The organism is Saccharopolyspora sp. NPDC000995, assembly GCF_053599315.1.
The window spans coordinates 37,776-54,190 of record NZ_JBSFLZ010000017.1; the positions used below are offsets into that span (position 1 = coordinate 37,776).

Here is a 16,415-nt window from a genome sequence, read left to right on the forward strand (position 1 = left end):
TTCACCCATCCTTGGTCGCACGGAGCGAACAGACCTGCGTGACGCGTTGCCTGCGGGGAAGCGGAAATGACCGCGGTTGTGCTCGTGCAGGAACTCCAGGCGCAACCCGGCGTCGGCCAGGGCGCTGACGACCGGGGCGGCGCAGGTGCCTGGTGCGTCCTCGACGATCGGGTCGCGCCCGGAAGTAGTGGTGCTGCACGGTTCGGCCATCCTCGGTGAGGACGTCGGCGAAGGGGCCTGGACCTCGGCCAGGTAGGAGACGCCACCGCGGGCGACGAGCGCTTCTCCGGCGCTGAAAGGTCATTCCGGCACAAGCCTCCGAAACCGGACAGTCAGGTCGTCGGCTGCGGGGCGGGGCGGGGCGGGACGGCTGCGGATCTCGCGGCGCTGCTCGGCGGCGTGCAGTGAACGGAGGCCCCGATGATCGGCCGCAGACGCCACGGCTAGCGCGTTCGCTACGGCCGGCTGCCGGAGGGTGATCGGCTGACCGCGGGCAGTCCGACGTTGTCCCGCCGCAAACGCGGGCCGTCAAATGAGACGTGGATCACTGAAATTGCCGCATCGAGGCAGTCGGGAGGGCCGCCGATCGGGTCGATTTGGCGATGCCCGACGATTTTCGGGGCGCACCACGCCGTAGTTGCGACATATCCATACCAACCGGTAGCCAGGAAGGTGTGCTTAGCAGGGTGTTGTTGTTGTCCCCAGGAGAGAAAGCTGCAGGAGGTCTGCTCGGTGTTCAGTCGTGTTGCGATCATCAATCGCGGGGAAGCTGCGATGCGGCTGATCCATGCTGTGCAGGAGGTCGCGGCGGAAACCGGGTCCCGGATCGAGACCGTGGCCCTCTATACCGACGCCGACCGCACGGCCGCCTTCGTGCGCCAGGCCGATCTGAGCTATGACCTCGGCCCGGCGCATGCGCGTCCCTACCTGGACCTCGGCGTCCTAGAACGGGCGCTGACCGAGACCCGAGCCGACGCGGCGTGGGTCGGTTGGGGGTTCGTCGCCGAGGACCCGGCGTTCGCCGAGCTCTGCGAGAAACTAGGCGTGACCTTCATCGGGCCGAGCCCTGAGGCGATGCGCAAGCTCGGCGACAAGATCGGCGCGAAGCTGATCGCCGAGGAGGTCGGCGTCCCGGTGGCGCCGTGGAGTCGCGGCGAGGTCGCCGACCTGGACGCGGCGATCCGCAGCGCGAACGAGATCGGCTATCCGCTGATGCTGAAGGCGACCGCTGGTGGCGGCGGCCGCGGTATCCGGATGATCAACGATGAGCAGGAACTGATCGACGCCTACGAGCGCACCCGGATGGAGGCCGAGCGCGCCTTCGGCAGCGGCGCGGTCTTCCTCGAAAGGCTGGTCACCGGCGCCCGCCACGTCGAGGTCCAGGTGATCGCCGACGGGCAGGGCACGGCGTGGGCGTTGGGGGTGCGGGACTGCTCGATCCAGCGGCGCAACCAGAAGGTCATCGAAGAATCGTCCTCCCCGGTGCTCAGCGCCGAGCAGAGCAGGGAACTCAAGGCCGCCGCCGAGCGGCTCGCCCTCGCCGTGGGCTACCGGGGCGCTGGGACCGTGGAGTTCCTCTACCACCCCGGTGAGCGGCTGTTCGCCTTCCTGGAGGTCAACACCCGCCTCCAGGTGGAGCACCCGATTACCGAGGCCACCACCGGCGTCGACCTGGTCAAGGCCCAGCTGCACGTGGCAGGCGGCGGCAAGCTGGAGGGCGAGCCGCCCGCCGAGAACGGACACGCCATCGAGGCCCGGCTGAACGCCGAAGACCCGGACCGCGACTTCGCCCCGTCCCCGGGCAAGATCGTCCGCCTCGACTTCCCGGCCGGTCCCGGCATCCGCGTGGACACCGGGGTCAGCGAGGGCGACACAATTCCCGCCGACTTCGACTCGATGATCGCCAAGATCATCGCGTTCGGCCGGGACCGCGATGAGGCGCTGGGCCGGCTGCGCCGGGCGATGGCGCAGACCACGGTCATCGTTTCAGGCGGCGCGACGAACAAGAGCTTCGTGCTCGACCTGCTCGACCGGCCCGAGGTGATCGAGGCCACCGCCGACACCGGGTGGATCGACCGGGTGCGTGCGCAGGGCGAGCTCCAGGCGCACCGGCACTCCGCGATCGCGCTGGCCGCGGCCGCCATCAAGGACTACGAAGACGCCGAACTCGCCGAACGGCAGCGGTTCCTGGCCGCCGCGCACGGCGGCCGACCCCAGGCGCGCCACGAGAGCGGTCGACCGTTGGAGCTCAAGCTGCGGGGCGTCGGTTACCGGGTGCGGGTGGCGCGCGTAGGTAACCAGCGGTTCCGGGTCGGCATCGCCACCGCAAACGGCGGTGACTTCCACCCCGCAGACATCGAGGTCGAGCGGTTCGACTCGCACGCCGGGCAGATCGCGGTCAACGGGCAGCGATTCCGGCTGGTCACCGACACCCACGGCCCCGTGCACCTGGTGGAGGTCGACGGCGTAGCCCACCGGGTCAGCCGGGACGAGGGCGGTGTGCTGCGCGCACCGGCACCTGCCTTGGTGGTCGCCACCCCGCTGGAGGTCGGCGCCGAGGTCGAAGCCGGTGCTCCGGCGATCGTGCTGGAGAGCATGAAGATGGAGACCGTGGTGCGCGCGCCGTTCCGCGCGAAGCTGCGGGAATGCATGGTGCGGGCGGGCAGCCAGGTCGAGACCGGCGCGCCGCTGCTGAGGCTGGAACCGCTCGGCGACCAGGACGAGGCCGACTCCGAGCAGCCCACGGGAGAAGCCGCCGCCGACCTCGCCCTCCCCCCGGGGCCCGACGGTCTCAGCGCGCAGCAGCGGGCGACCCGCGGCCAGCAGGATCTGCGCAGCCTGCTGCTCGGGTTCGACGTGGACCCGCACGACGAGCGCCGGGTGCTGACGGACTACCTGACCGCCCGGGCGGAACTCGTCGAGGCCGGGCAGCGCCCGCTCGCCGAGGAGATCGAACTGCTGGCGGTTTTCGCCGACTTCTCCGAGCTGAGCCGCAACCGGCCGGTGGGGGAGGAGACGAAGGCGGACTCGCGGGTGCACAGCCCCCGCGAGTACTTTCACACCTACCTGCAGAGCCTGGACGTCGAGCGAGCCGGGCTCTCCGAGACCTTCCAGCAGCGCCTCGTCCGGGTGCTCGGTCACTACGGGGTCCAGGAGCTGGACCGGATGCCCGAGCTGGAAGAGGCCGTCTTCCGGATCTTCCTCGCCCAGCAGCGCGCCACGACGGACGCGGCGGTGGTGACCGCCCTGCTGCGGCAGTGGCTCGCCGAGGCACCCCCGTCCGGGGCGGCTCGCCAAGCCGCAGGACTGGCGCTGGAACACCTGATCGCGGCCACCCAACTCCGGCTCCCCGCCATCTCCGACCTGGCCCGCACCGTGGTCTTCCGCTGGTTCGCCCAGCCCATGCTGCGGCGCAACCGCGCGGAGGTCTACGCGGGCGTGCGCAAGCACCTGCGCCACCTCGACGAGCACCCGGACGCACCGGACCGGGCGGAGCGCATCGCCGCCATGGTCACCAGCGCCGAACCGCTGGTCCGGCTGGTCGGGCAGCGCATCGGCCGCGAGGGCACCGACCCGGCGCCGCTGCTGGAGGTGCTCACCCGCCGCTACTACGGCAACCGGGAACTCGAAGACGTCCGCACGACCCGCGTCGCGGGATGCACGTTCGTCAGCGCCGAGCACCGGAGCGCGCACTTGCGCGTGGTGGCCACCGCGGTCGACTTCGCAGCCCTGCCCGATGCCGTGCGGGCGTTGGCCGAACTGGCGCCGGAAGGCGACCTCGTCGCCGACATCTACCTCGTCTGGGCCGATCAGCCCGAAGACACCGACGCGATGGCGGCAGAGCTGGCCGAGGTGCTCGCGGCCCAACCGCTGCCGGGCCAGGTCAGCCGCATCACCACCACAGTGGCTGGCCGCAGCGGCGCGGTGATGCACCACCACTTCACGTTCCGCCCGTCGCCGACCGGCTTCGCCGAGGAACGCCTGATCCGCGGGCTGCACCCGCTCATCGCCGAGCGGATGCAGTTGGAGCGGCTGAGCGAATTCGACCTGACCCGCCTGCCTTCGGCCGATGAGGAGGTCTACCTCTTCCGCTGCGTGGCGCCGAACAACCCCGCCGACGAGCGGTTCGTGGCGCTGGCCCAGGTGCGGGACCTGACGCCGCTCCGGGACGACGACGGCAGGCTCGTCGCGCTACCCGCCGCGGAAGGCGTACTCACCGCGTGCCTCGACGCGGTCCGCAAGGCGCAGGCGAAGCCCGGTGCGAACAACGGCAACAACGGGTCCGGCACCAATCGGATCACCATCTACGTGTGGCCGCCGAGCGAGCTGTCCACGGACGAGCTGAACACCGTCGCGCAACGGGTGCTGCCCACGACCGCGGGGGCCGGGCTGGAGGAAGTGCTGTTCCTCGGGCGCCGGCGCGACCGGGATACCGGTGAGCTCAGCGAATTCGCCGTGCGGATCGGCTACGACGCCAGCACCGGGATGCAGCTGTCCGTCATCGAGCCGCCGACCGAACCGGTCGAGCCGCTGGACAGTTACCGCCAGAAGGTGCTGCGCGCCGCCAAGCGCGGCACCGTCTACCCGTACGAGCTGACCGGCATGCTCGCCGGGCTCGACGGCACCTTCGTCGAGCACGACCTTGACGAGACCGGCGTGCTGGCACCGGTGGACCGCCCGAAGGGCCAGAACTCGGCGGCCATCGTCGCCGGTGTCGTCAGCACGCCGACCGAACGCCATCCCGAGGGCGTGACCCGGGTGGTGCTGCTGGGCGATCCGACCAAGGCGCTCGGCGCGCTGTCGGAAGCGGAGTGCTCGCGCGTGATCGCCGCCCTGGACCTGGCCGAACGGTTGGAGGTGCCGCTGGAGTGGTTCGCGCTGTCGGCGGGTGCCCGGATCTCGATGGACTCCGGCACGGAGAACATGGACTGGGTGGCTGCCGCGCTCAAGCGGATCGTCCAGTTCACCCAGGACGGCGGCGAGATAAACATCGTGGTGGCGGGGATCAACGTCGGCGCCCAGCCGTACTGGAACGCCGAGGCCACGATGCTCATGCACACCAAGGGGATCCTGGTGATGACGCCGGATTCGGCGATGGTGCTGACCGGTAAGCAGTCGCTGGACTTCTCTGGTGGCGTGTCGGCCGAGGACAACTTCGGCATCGGCGGGTACGACCGGGTGATGGGACCGAACGGCCAGGCCCAGTACTGGGCGCCGAACCTGGGTGCCGCGCGCGATGTGCTAATGGCGCATTACGACCACACCTACGTCGTTCCGGGCGAGGCCGCGCCGCGGCGGGCCGGCACCGCCGACCCGCATGACCGGGACATCTCGGACTTCCCGCACGCGTTGGCGGGCAGCGACTTCACCACGGTGGGCGAGATCTTCTCGGCGGCGAGCAACCCCGACCGCAAGAAGTCCTTCGACATCCGCACGGTGCTGCGGGCGGTCGCCGACCAGGACCACCTTGTTCTGGAGCGCTGGGCAGGGATGGCCGACGCGGACACCGCGGTCGTGCAGGACGCGCACCTCGGCGGCTGGCCGGTGTGCCTGCTCGGGATCGAATCTCAGCCGGTGGCGCGCCGTGGTTTCCCGCCCACCGACGGGCCGGACTCCTACACCGCCGGCACGTTGTTCCCGCGCTCGTCGAAGAAGGCGGCGCGGGCGATCAACGCGGCCAGCGGGAACCGACCGCTCGTGGTGCTGGCGAACCTGTCCGGTTTCGACGGCTCGCCGGAGTCGATGCGGAAGCTGCAGCTGGAGTACGGCGCCGAAATCGGCCGGGCCATCGTGAACTTCCGTGGCCCGATCGTGTTCTGCGTGATCTCCCGGTACCACGGCGGCGCCTTCGTGGTGTTCTCCAAGGCGCTGAACCAGAACATGACGGTGCTCGCAGTGGAGGGTTCTTTCGCCTCGGTGATCGGCGGCGCGCCGGCGGCCGCGGTGGTCTTCGCAGGCGAGGTCAACGCGCGGACGGCGAACGACCCCGCGGTGCGCGAGCTCGAAGAGCTCGTCGCCGAGGCCGACGGCACCGAGCGGGCGACGCTGAACCTGAAGCTGGCCGATGTCCGGGCGGCGGTGCGCGCGGAGAAGCTAAGCGAGGTGGCGGCGGAGTTCGACCGGGTGCACAGCATCCAACGGGCTGTCGAAGTCGGCTCGGTCGACGCGATCGTCCGCGCCGACGAACTGCGCCCGCGAATCATCGATGCCCTCGAACGCGGAATGCGCCGCGGGTGACCAATCGTGAGTGCGAAAGCCGGTTCTTAGGGCTTTCGCACTCACGACCGGTAGTGGTACCGGTTCACCAGACGGACGCCACCGGCCCGCACCACCCCTTCGCAACGCCGCAATTTCCAATTGAAATCGAACCTTCGATTTCAATTGGAAATTGCGCACCATGGCGAGGTACCGGCAGCGCATCGAGGACATCGCCGACGAACTGCTGGACGAGGCGATCGAGCGCGGCAGCATCGACCTGGTCCGCGACTGCGCAAGCCTGGTGGTGTCCGGATCGTTGGACGGGCCCGCTCGACCAAGCGGCTCCGGCAGATGCGGGAAATCCTGAACGAACTAAACGCGATATTTTGCCCAGGCTCAAGAGCAGCGCAGGGAGGCGCCGCGTTGGGACCCGTCCGTACAGACGACCGGCCGTATCGTGCACGAACCGCTCGAGCTCGCCGACCGCCAGCTGCGCAAGGACACGCCGGTGCTGCTGGCCTCGGCCGGGACCCTGCGAAGCACGAGGATCCTGGTCGCTTCGACATCGCAGGGAGGTCCAGGGCGAGACCTGCATTCTCCTCGGGCGGCCACTACTGTCCCGGCGCCCCGCCGGCGTGGATCGAGGGGAGGTCGCGTTCCGCTGCCTGACCACCCGAGTGCCCGATATGCGCCGCGCCGGACCCGTGGTGCCCCGCCCGACGTCGGTCGTCCGGCCTGGCATCCTTCCCGGCCGTTGCGGGCAAGATCGGTAAGCGCCTGAACCACCCCGTCAATCATCCTGGCCGTAGTGCGCGGCGATGTCTTCGGAGCTGGCCCACCGGCTGTAGGTGGGACCTTGCGGCCAGCCGTCGGGCGAATCCTGCCACTCCTCCTGCCGCCCGTACGGCAGCAGATCGACCAGCGCGAAAGTGTGGCTGATCTGCTCGGTGCCGCGACCGTTGGTGTGCCAGGTGCGATAAACGGTGTCGCCGTCGCGCAGGAAGACGTTGACGGCGAATCCTCCGCCGGGAGGTGCGCCGACATCGGTGCCGAATGGACTGTTCGCAGTGGAGTACCAGGTCATCTTGTTCCCGACCCGCCGCTTGTATGCGAGGGCCTCGTCGATCGGCCCTTGGGTGACGATCACGAACCGGGCGTCCCAGTTCGCCAGGAACTCCAACCGGGTGAACTGCGAGGTGAACCCGGTGCAGCCGGGGCACTGCCACTGCTTCCCGGGGAACCACATGTGGTTGTAGACGATCAGCTGCGACATGCCGCCGAAGAGGTCCGCCAGCCGGACCGGTCCCTCCTCGCCATCGAGGGTGTAGTCGGGCATCTCGACCATCGGCATGTGGCGGCGCTGGGCCGCGATCGCATCGAGTTCTCGGGTCGCGGCCTTCTCCCGGGCGCGCAACGCATCGAGTTGGCGCTGCCAGGTGTCGGCATCGACGACGGGAGGTAGTGCTTTGGGGCTCATGGATTCCCTCCTTGATCACGCTCACCGCTTGCGGTTCGCAGGTATAGACCTGGCCCGGTTGCCGAACTCATCGGTCCTGACTTCTGAAATGCGGATACAGCTCACGCACCCGCTGCATCGAGGCGGTCTTGACTACTCCTGTGGTGTCGCCGGGAAATCCGTTGCGCCCTCCGCGGCGGCGAACGTACGGGCGACGCCACCAGCCAAACGAACTTGTGCGTTAATCGAACATTCTGCCGCCGCAGGAGCAGGCGAGCGGCGTCCACGCTGTCGAGCACGGCGACGGAACAAGCCTCCTGCACGTGCGCGCAGATCCGGTCGCATACGGGTTGCACGACGGAGCCAGTGATGCTGGAGGTCACGTATCCGGCGGCCAGCCGCAGGATCTGCGGGCTGAGCTCGTACACGTGACCATCGGCGACGAGATACCCGAGGTGATCGAAGGTCAGCACGGCGCGCCGAACCGTGGCGCGAAGGCCGAGCTTGCGGGCGAGGTCGGCCTGCGTCAGCCGCCGGTTCTCATCGTTGAAGGCGGCCAGCACGGCCATGCCCCGCGCCAGAGCTTCGGAGAAGTCCGCGGCGCTGGGAGCGTTGGCGAGCTTCCGCTGCTGTCCTTGTCCACAAGCTGACCCATAGCACCATCCCCGTCAGGCAACGATGGTTATGGCCAATTTACGACCCCGAAAACATGTGGGCGAACCCGGCACCTGCACGTTTACCGGGACCTGATCCTTCTACCGGGACTTCAAAAATTGGTGCCGAGTGCGTTCTTCTCTTCACACTCCTTCAGTCGAGCGGTGAGTTCTTCTCGGCCGTATTCGGTGAAGGCTTTCTGCAGTAATGAAACCAGGCGTGTCCGGACCGCCTCGTCTGAAGTCTCCAGAAGTTCGTCGAGGAGTTGTCCAGCGGTGTCCGGTCGCTTCTCGGACGCCAGAATGCCGCGCAGTTCTTGGAACGTTTGCGCGATAGCTACCAGCTGCTCGGGATTTTCCCGATTGTCGAGGAGCCACCACGCGGTCGCGCGGAGTGGGTCGAGGAGCAGCGAGCACATTTGCTCCTCTTGATGTCTGCGCTGATGGCTTTGCCAGGAGACGACCGTTTGACGACGAATTGCGGCCTCCCGTGCCTCAACTGCAGCGACGTACTCCACGTCGACGTCGATCGACACGCAGTGGCCTCGTGCATGGACGGCCGTTCCAGGGACCGGCTCCCAGCGGAGGAGCGTCGTGTTCAGCTCACCTCTTAGCCGTTCGGCCTCGGTCAATGTGCGCCGTCTGCTCGCCCCTTCAGCGCGTCGTGAGATGCCTTCCAGCGCAATGTCGAGCAGGGAGGGCGGGGCGGGTTCGGTTCCAATCCATCTGGCTTCGAAGTGAACACTTGCGTCGAAGTGAAGACCTTCATCCTCACTGGGCAACGACAGGGAGCGTTTGCCGCGGACAGGAGCTGCCGAGCCGAAAGTCGCTACCTCGCTCCCGCTGGCCACTTTGTCCCGGACCTCCCGCGCGTACCGGCGCTGCCGCAGCCGTCGCCATCCGAATTCCGCCACGCGCCTTCCCTTCTACTGCCAGATGGGGTCGACTTCATCCAGCCGTGTCCAGAGCTGGTGCACGGCTTCTGCCACCGGATCGTCTCCGAGGTGGCTCAGATCCAAGAATGTCCGGCCGAACCGGCTGGCGGACTGGACCTGTGCGATTCGCACAGACTCAGACTTGGTGGCCGCCACGAGCGGTTCCACCATGCTGTCACGCTGGTCTGGTGGCATGGCAGAGACCGTGCGGAGCCAGTTTTCGACGAGCAGTCGGAGATCCGGTGGCGGCATGGTGTCAAGCGCCTGGTTCCAGAACGGCGCAGCCGCATCCGCCTCGATTGCTTCGGACTGCTCAGCCAGTACTGTAGAAACGGCTTCTGACAGAAGGTGCAGACGTGTCGGGGGAGCACCGTCGAACCATTCGGATAGGTAACGAAGGAACCGCGAGGCACCGAGGTCGGTGCCGATCTGCTGCGCGGCAGTGAGCACCGACGTCCGTACGAGGTCGTTCTCCGAGCTGGCCAAGTGTTTGAGCCGGGTGAGCGCGATTCTCGGGAAGGACTGCCCAAGCCCACCGCACACCTCAGCCGTGAGTAGCTGAAGATCGGCGTTGGAGTCCCGAGACCAGTTCCAAAGCTTTTGCCTGACGTCCTTGCCCAGAGCTGAATCCGTGGCGGTCGTGGTCAACAAGCGGACGGCGATCGACCGCCGGTAGCGATCTGACCAGTGGTTGGATGTCTGAGTGCCCTTCGACTCCTCGCCGGCCCTGGTCCTCGCCCAGTTGTCAGCGAGCGCAGTAGCGACTCCGGCGCCGCCTTCGGTTGCGAGTTCGGCAGCTCGGTCAGCGATCCGTTCCAGCTCGTCGCGCGTGAGGTCGCGGATCATTCGAGGCAGCTCCCCGATCCAATCCAGCATCGTTTCGTGGAGGTCGGGGTGCTCGTGCCAGAAGTGCCGGAGTACTTGCGTTCCGAAACCGCGGGGCTGGAACAGCCGGGTCTCTTTGTTGAAGCGTTCGTGCTCAAGGTGCGACAACCGGGCGAACGGACTCAGCCTCAGCAGCGGAACAGGTCTTTCCGGCTGCAGCTCGTTGTACGCCAGCATCTGATCGGACGCGTCCACGACATGCTTGGGGGAAGCGCCCTCCAAGACGGCTGCGGCCAGCAGCAGAGCTAGCCATTCGGAGTCGCCGGCTTCCTGCTTCTCGCGGATTTCTTGCCGCAAACCGGCTGTCCAACTGTGCAGCTCATTCTCCAAGACGCTCTGGAGTGCCTGTTGCTGACTTTCGCCATTGCTGATTCGATCGGCAACAGCCTCCGCGAGTTCCTTGACCTTCGGCGGCCATAGGCGCTCCAGTCGGTCGGCAGCGCCTGTTTCTTGAACCAGCGCGTGAACGTCCATCTCGGTGAGGTGCCTTGCGAGGACCTCGACAGACGAAGGCTTGAGAAGTTTATGCACTCGGCCGGGAAAGTGCTCGTCGAAGCTGCGTACCTGCGCATGCGGGATGATGAGGATCAGGTAGCTCCGGTAGTGCTGGAGCTGGTTGGTGAACTCGACGAGTCCCCGACGTACGGCCAGCAGGTCGTCCCCGCCTGAACCGCGGAGGTCGACGAGTACAGTGGCTGGTTCGTGTTCGACCAACAAGGCGTCGGCCTGGAGCCGGAATCCTGGGTCGATGAGTTCTTCGCGGACAATGAGTTCTTGGTATTTGTTCTGCAGCTCGAAACCAAGGCGTCGACCGGCGGCGAGCTGGCCGCAGTCACGTCCTTCCGCGCCGATGAGCAGAACCCTGCGCTTTTGCAGGATCTGGAAGGCAGTCTCGGGCTCTCCCTTGGGTGCCTCTCCGAGAAGGCCTGGTGGCGGGACGTACCTCTCCGCTAGCCTCTGAAGTGCCTCGCGGTCCTGAAGGCCGCGCTCGCTCCGTTCCAGGACGCGCGCCTGTGCGAGCCATTCGGCTGCATCTGCTACGGCTTCGCTCATCATGACGAAGGTTTTGTCGCTGCGAACTTCGAGCTTGTCATGCGACTGGTCGATGCCGCCCCTGACACTGACCGTGCCGTTGCCCGAGGCGGAGATGCCCGGCTGTTGGGGCGCAGTTTCGTCGGTGTTCGCGGTGGTATCGGGATGGGGTTCGGGTTCGGGTGGTTCAAGGATGCCGAATGAGTCGACCTCGTAGGGGGCCACCGTGCTCACCGTCCTGCCTGGTCGTTGTCAGTGCCGATACGGCGACCACTGGACGGGCCAAAGTTGGAGTCGCCTTGGGTCAGGAAGGTTCCCGAGAAGTCCTGCTTGCCCGACGACTGGTCGATGTCGCCCCCGACGTTGACCGAACCACTGCCGCTCACGGCGATACCACCGCTGACGTCTCTCGTGGAGTTGTTGTGAACTCCGCCGTGCACAGTCCCGGCCTGCATGGCATTTTCAGCGCTGCCGGAGAAGGTGTTCGACGTCGGAGCACCGAGGTCTGACCGCTGTGCGGTCGTACTCTCCGACTCCGGTTCGGGTTGCGTGCGCAGGAGACCCAAGCTGAGCAGCTCACCGGACGGGGCGGGCACACGCAAGTATCCCGTGCCCGAGTACTCCTTCGCCTCGACCTGCAGCGGCGCTTCGACGAATTCGCTCGGTTGCCGCGTAGTCAGACCTGCTTCCACTACCTGCTCCATAACCGCGCGGGACAGCACCGAAGCCACGAACGTGACGTTGGGGTCGGAGTGGTCGAGCAGCGCTCGAATGGGCTCGGCGTCAACCATGCGGCCGGTGTCGACCATGAACTTTCCCGACGGGGAGTCTTCTATGAGAGCGTTGAACGACTGCACCGGGCCGAGGTGCACGCTGGTGCGCAGTCGGAGTTCGATCTCAGCCGCCCGGAACTCGCCGGAGCGGCGGCGCAGCTCGTTCTGCAAGGAGTCGAAGAACCTGTCCACCACGGCACTCGCCAGGTCCGGATGTAACCCGATGAGGTACCCGTCACCGCGGAAAGCTCGGAAGACGTGCTCATCCCACAACTCCGCGATGCCGACCCGGCTCGTGGCCTGCTTAATAACGTCGGGTAGCATCTCCACGATTGTCTTCTGCTGAGCGTTGTTGTGCTTGCTGAAGCTGCGGACATCGACCGCGAGAATTCCGGTGTATTCACCTAGTGGGCGGTTGCGGTCTTGGAAGGCCTCGTTCACCGTTGCTCCTTCTAGCGTCGCGTGTGGGGATGACGCGTATGAGGTTGCCCGGAGTTCAGGTGTCGTTTTGTCCAGAAGTGGACAGATCTCGCCGGGTGATTTTGCGAACCGCCAACGTGTCGACGACTTCGAGCCTTCCTCGGGAGATCCGGACCAACTTTGCGGCTTTCCACTCCGAGAGGACAGGTGTGATCGCCGAGCGCGCCAACCCCAGCGCTGTTGCCAACTCCTCTTGGGACATGGCGATGGTGGTCGGGCAAGGGTGGTCAGGGCCTGCAGCGTCGACGAGTGCGATGAGGAGGGAAGCAAGCCGTATTGCGGTGGTGCGGTGTGCGAGCTGCCAGGCGTGCGCAGCGCTCTCGCGCAACTTGCCCATGATGTAGGTGTTCAGCTGCGATCCCAGCCGAAAGCGCTGGACGAGTTCGCTGAACCGCTCGTCGGAGAGCTTGCAGGTGATGCCGGGTTCGATCGCCTGAACTGTGGCCGACCGAGGTTGGCCGTCCCGCCCCGAGAACTCGCCTACGACGTCCCCAGGGCCGCGTACGGCGAGCATGAGCTCTCGACCGTCGGGTTCGGCGTACACGATCTTCAACCGCCCAGACAGGCACAACAGCACCCAACCGCCTGGGGCACCTTGGTGAAGTAGACGTTGTTGCGCACGGTGTGCAGTACGAACCCCCTGCTGTGCGATCGCGGCCCAGACGCTGGCAGTGATCAGAGATCGGAAGCCGCGTGGTGGACGAAATTTGTTGGTTTCGCTCACAGCTTCGTGTGTAGTCCCTGGTCGATCCGCCGCGGAACGGAGTGCGACAAGATCACCCGAAGAGCCTTGTTATAGGTACGTTGGGTGACGGTTGCGTGTTACCCGTTGAGGAGCTTGCGAAGGGCCTGCCGACTGAACCGCATAACCGAGTGCACCAAGCCAGGGTGGCAGTCCAACGACGGCTTGGGAGCGCCTGATACGAGCGGCACCGCCCTCGCCGTGTTCACCCAAGACGTGCTAATCCTGCCCCCAACGCGACGATGAGGGAGGCGCCGAACGTCCAGATGGCGGGTGTCACCGCACGGAACTTCCGTTGTGCGACCCTGCTCGTTGCCCACACCTGTTGGCAAAGTGATAGCTGCAGCCGCTCGGCATCTTCCAGGAGGTCTCGGTACGCCGATGTGAAGGCGTTCGACGTCGAGTACCAGCTGGCGGCATTGTCGAAGAAGAGCGGCGATCGAGATTCGTCTGCGTTGAGCCGGGGCACGAAGACCCAGAGCGCGAGGAGGATGCTCACGCTCACCAAACCGAGGCTGACAAGCAGTGAACCCGTGTAGAGACCCCTCGTCGTCCAGTCCTGCGGTGCTGGAAGAGCTCGTACCAGCACTCCGCCGAGCACACCGCTGGCGGCAAGGACGGCTCCAGCTTTGGTATCCGCGGCCTTGATGAGGTCCGTGGTCTGTTGCAGTGCTTTCCAGGCGTCCTCGATGTTGACCATGATCCCGAGTCTGTCCTGGTTCCGCTCGAGTACCACCCACATCAGAGTGAGACGTTGCTGACGGTGCATCGCAACCGCGTCTTAGTCGCTGGAGAACCAGTTTCGGGGAATGTGAAAATCCAGGTCACAAGACTTGACCTTGCGGGTTGAGCGCACGTCCGAGGCGAGCGGCCCCCGGCCGCGCGGGGCGCGGGGTGGCCGCGCCCCGCGTTGGGGCTTTCAGCGATGGAAGAAGCGGCGGTATTGGTGGTTGATCGTTGCTGGTTCTACCGCCGTGTTCAGGAACATCAGCGAGTCCATCCGGCAGTTGCACGGGTTTCGCTCCGCCGTGTTCTGCGGGAAGCTGCCGCCGATCTTGATTCCTCGCGGGTTCGTCTTCGTCGTTCCAGACCCGTCGAGCTGCCATGGGTCGCCCGGGACTGTGTAGAAGCCCGGGAGCGGCTGGCCGTTGCGGTAGAGGGTGATTTCGCCGGTTGTATAATCGAACGTCGCCGCCAGGTGCACCCATTCGCCGGGCGGGAGGACCTCGCGCCAATTCTGCTGGGCGGCGAACGTCTGGGACCTGCCTCCGTCGATGCGGCGGCCCAGTCCCACCAGTCGCAGTTCACCGTCGACCTGGATCAGCTCCAGCAGCGCCCGGACGTCGTGGCCGTCGGAGTTGCCGCTGAGGATACCGGCCAGGCTGACGGCGTTGTACCGGTCGCCCGGGTCCGGTGTGTTCGAGTTGGGGCTGGGGTTCTCGCCGGTCATCTTGAACCAGCCCATCACGGTCGCGCCCTCGGTGCCATTGAACGCGCTGAGTGACGAGACGCCGTTGCGGTCCCAGACACCGGCCTTCCAGTCGTCCTTGCCGGCCACTCCGGGGTTGACCTGCTGAGCTTGGAGGGCGTTGTTGCTGCCGGGGAACGCGCCGTCGGCCACCCGTATGTCCGCACCGCCGCCCAGCAGGCTCAGCAGGGTGCGCGACGAGCCGCGGTCGAGCTCGCGGGAATCGTCGGCGGGGAAGGGACGCTCGAAGTCGTAGTAGGCGACCAGGTTCCGCTGCACCTGCGGGGTGACCTCCGAGCCGGGGGCCATCCGCGTTCCGGTTACCTTCCAGATCTTGCCGTTGGCCTTGGCGAGCAGGTACAGGTTGCGCTGCGAGTCGGTGCCGAAGCGCAGGTCCACCCGGCTGTCCCCGACGAGGTCCGTCATCCGCATCTGCTTGCCCGCGGTGTCGAACAGCTGTAATTCGTGAAGGGGCGCGCGCTGCGCGCCGCGCTTCATCTGGTCTACGTTGGTGTAGAACACGCGGCCGTCCACCAGGTCGCCGAAGACGTACTTGCCTCGCAGCAGCGGAAATTGCACTCCCCGGTATACCTGCCCGCCGGAGATCGCGTGGCCGCTGTCGGAGTTGCACGGCCAGCCCTGCGGCGGATCGTGGTCGTAGGCGGCCACCGGGTAGACGTAGCCGTACTTCTCGTCGTCCGCCGGTAGCGGGTACAGGTAGCACTGGTTCTCCGGGCGGAAGGTGAAGTCACCCTCGCGCTCGCTCCACCCGAAGTTGTCCCCGGCGCGGACCTCGTACACCGCTTCGATGGCGTGCTGGCCGATGTGGCCGAGGTACATCGCGTGCTGACCCTCGGGGTCCCAGCTGAACCGGTGCGGGTCGCGCATGCCGACGGCGTAGATCTCGCCCAGCGCGCCGGGTGTGCCGACGAACGGGTTCGACGCCGGAATGCCGTACTGGCCGTTGGGTGCGTCCGTGCCCGCCGGGTCGATACGTAGGATCTTGCCCGCCGGGGTGCTCATGTCCTGAGGCACGTCGGAGTCCAGACCGATGCCGCCGTCACCGACTCCCAGGTACAGCAGGCCGTAGTCGGGGTCGCCCGGCTTGGCGGTGGGGTTGAAGTCGATCTGCTGGATGGCGTGGAGTTGGGTGGTGAACCCGAACCGGAAGATCTCCCGCTGGGAACCGGTGAACACGTCGGCGGCCGGATCGTCGGCGGTCCACTCGGTCACCACGCTCTGAACGGACGCTTTCGGCTGGTTCGGATAGGTCGGTTCCTCGGAGTCGATGGCCGCCTTGTCCTCGCTGTGCACCGTGTAGAACTTGCCGTTGCGCGCGAAGTCGGGGTGGAAGGCGACGAAACCGAAGCCGCTGCCCATCCCGAGCCCGGAGAAGAAGTGCTCGAAGCGCGCCTTGAAGTCCAGGTACACGTGTCGCTGACCGCCGTCCAGCAGGTACAGCGGGCCGTTGAGGTCGGGCACGAACATCCGGCCGGAGCCGTCGGGCACCTCGCCGATGTAGTTGATCCGGTTGTGCCGGATCAGCCGCGGGTCGGTCGCCGGGGGCGTCGCCTCGGACGCGGGCAGCTGCGCGACTTCCTGGAGCACCAGGCCGAGCCGGGACTGCTGCGGCGCTTCGGGGATCGGATCGGTGATCGGTTCGTCGGCGGGACCGGCCGCCGGTGGTGCTAACAGGGTCGCTGCGGCCACCACTGCGGTGATCGCGGCGCCCCAGGATCTGCGCACGCGCATGGTAGGACTCCATCCCTCGCCGTTGTGGCTTGGTCATGCAT

At 66.7% G+C, this 16,415-nt stretch carries 11 protein-coding genes; 3 read left to right on the plus strand and 8 right to left on the minus strand.

What is annotated here, in order from left to right; all coding sequences use genetic code 11:
* The first annotated feature begins 66 nt into the window (after positions 1–66).
* The 3 genes from ACWDKQ_RS08895 to ACWDKQ_RS08905 all read left to right on the plus strand — a co-directional run bounded on the left by ACWDKQ_RS08895 (position 67) and on the right by ACWDKQ_RS08905 (position 6,565).
* Positions 67–219, plus strand: coding sequence for a hypothetical protein (locus tag ACWDKQ_RS08895; RefSeq protein ID WP_450138183.1), 153 nt, complete (start codon positions 67–69; stop codon positions 217–219).
* Between the two features lie 513 nt (positions 220–732).
* Complete coding sequence (locus ACWDKQ_RS08900; RefSeq protein WP_450138184.1) at positions 733–6,237, plus strand: ATP-binding protein; 5,505 nt, start codon at positions 733–735, stop codon at positions 6,235–6,237.
* Between the two features lie 160 nt (positions 6,238–6,397).
* Positions 6,398–6,565 (plus strand): hypothetical protein, encoded by a 168-nt coding sequence (locus tag ACWDKQ_RS08905; RefSeq protein WP_450138185.1) that lies wholly within the window; start codon positions 6,398–6,400, stop codon positions 6,563–6,565.
* Positions 6,566–6,988: 423 nt separating this feature from the next.
* Here ACWDKQ_RS08905 and ACWDKQ_RS08910 read toward each other — a convergent pair whose 3' ends face one another.
* The 8 genes from ACWDKQ_RS08910 to ACWDKQ_RS08945 all read right to left on the minus strand — a co-directional run bounded on the left by ACWDKQ_RS08910 (position 6,989) and on the right by ACWDKQ_RS08945 (position 16,374).
* The gene (locus tag ACWDKQ_RS08910) at positions 6,989–7,675 is read right to left on the minus strand and encodes a DUF899 domain-containing protein (RefSeq protein ID WP_450138186.1); all 687 of its coding nucleotides are present in this window, start codon (positions 7,673–7,675) and stop codon (positions 6,989–6,991) included.
* Between the two features lie 101 nt (positions 7,676–7,776).
* Positions 7,777–8,235: a helix-turn-helix domain-containing protein gene (locus tag ACWDKQ_RS08915; protein WP_450138214.1), complete on the minus strand. Its 459-nt coding sequence runs from the start codon at positions 8,233–8,235 to the stop codon at positions 7,777–7,779.
* Positions 8,236–8,420: 185 nt separating this feature from the next.
* Entirely contained in the window at positions 8,421–9,221 is an 801-nt protein-coding gene (locus tag ACWDKQ_RS08920; protein ID WP_450138187.1) for a hypothetical protein, read from the minus strand.
* 12 nt (positions 9,222–9,233) lie between these two features.
* The gene (locus tag ACWDKQ_RS08925) at positions 9,234–11,384 is read right to left on the minus strand and encodes a hypothetical protein (RefSeq protein ID WP_450138188.1); all 2,151 of its coding nucleotides are present in this window, start codon (positions 11,382–11,384) and stop codon (positions 9,234–9,236) included.
* Positions 11,385–11,389: 5 nt separating this feature from the next.
* Positions 11,390–12,373, minus strand: a complete 984-nt coding sequence (locus ACWDKQ_RS08930; protein ID WP_450138189.1) for a hypothetical protein — start codon at positions 12,371–12,373, stop codon at positions 11,390–11,392.
* A gap of 55 nt (positions 12,374–12,428) precedes the next feature.
* Positions 12,429–13,091, minus strand: a complete 663-nt coding sequence (locus ACWDKQ_RS08935; RefSeq protein WP_450138215.1) for a Crp/Fnr family transcriptional regulator — start codon at positions 13,089–13,091, stop codon at positions 12,429–12,431.
* Between the two features lie 268 nt (positions 13,092–13,359).
* Positions 13,360–13,854 carry a Pycsar system effector family protein gene (locus tag ACWDKQ_RS08940; protein ID WP_450138190.1) on the minus strand — a complete coding sequence of 165 codons (495 nt, stop codon included), beginning with the start codon at positions 13,852–13,854 and terminating at the stop codon, positions 13,360–13,362.
* A gap of 219 nt (positions 13,855–14,073) precedes the next feature.
* A complete protein-coding gene (locus ACWDKQ_RS08945) occupies positions 14,074–16,374 on the minus strand; it encodes a PQQ-dependent sugar dehydrogenase (protein ID WP_450138191.1) in 2,301 nt (766 codons plus the stop codon).
* Positions 16,375–16,415 lie beyond the last annotated feature (41 nt).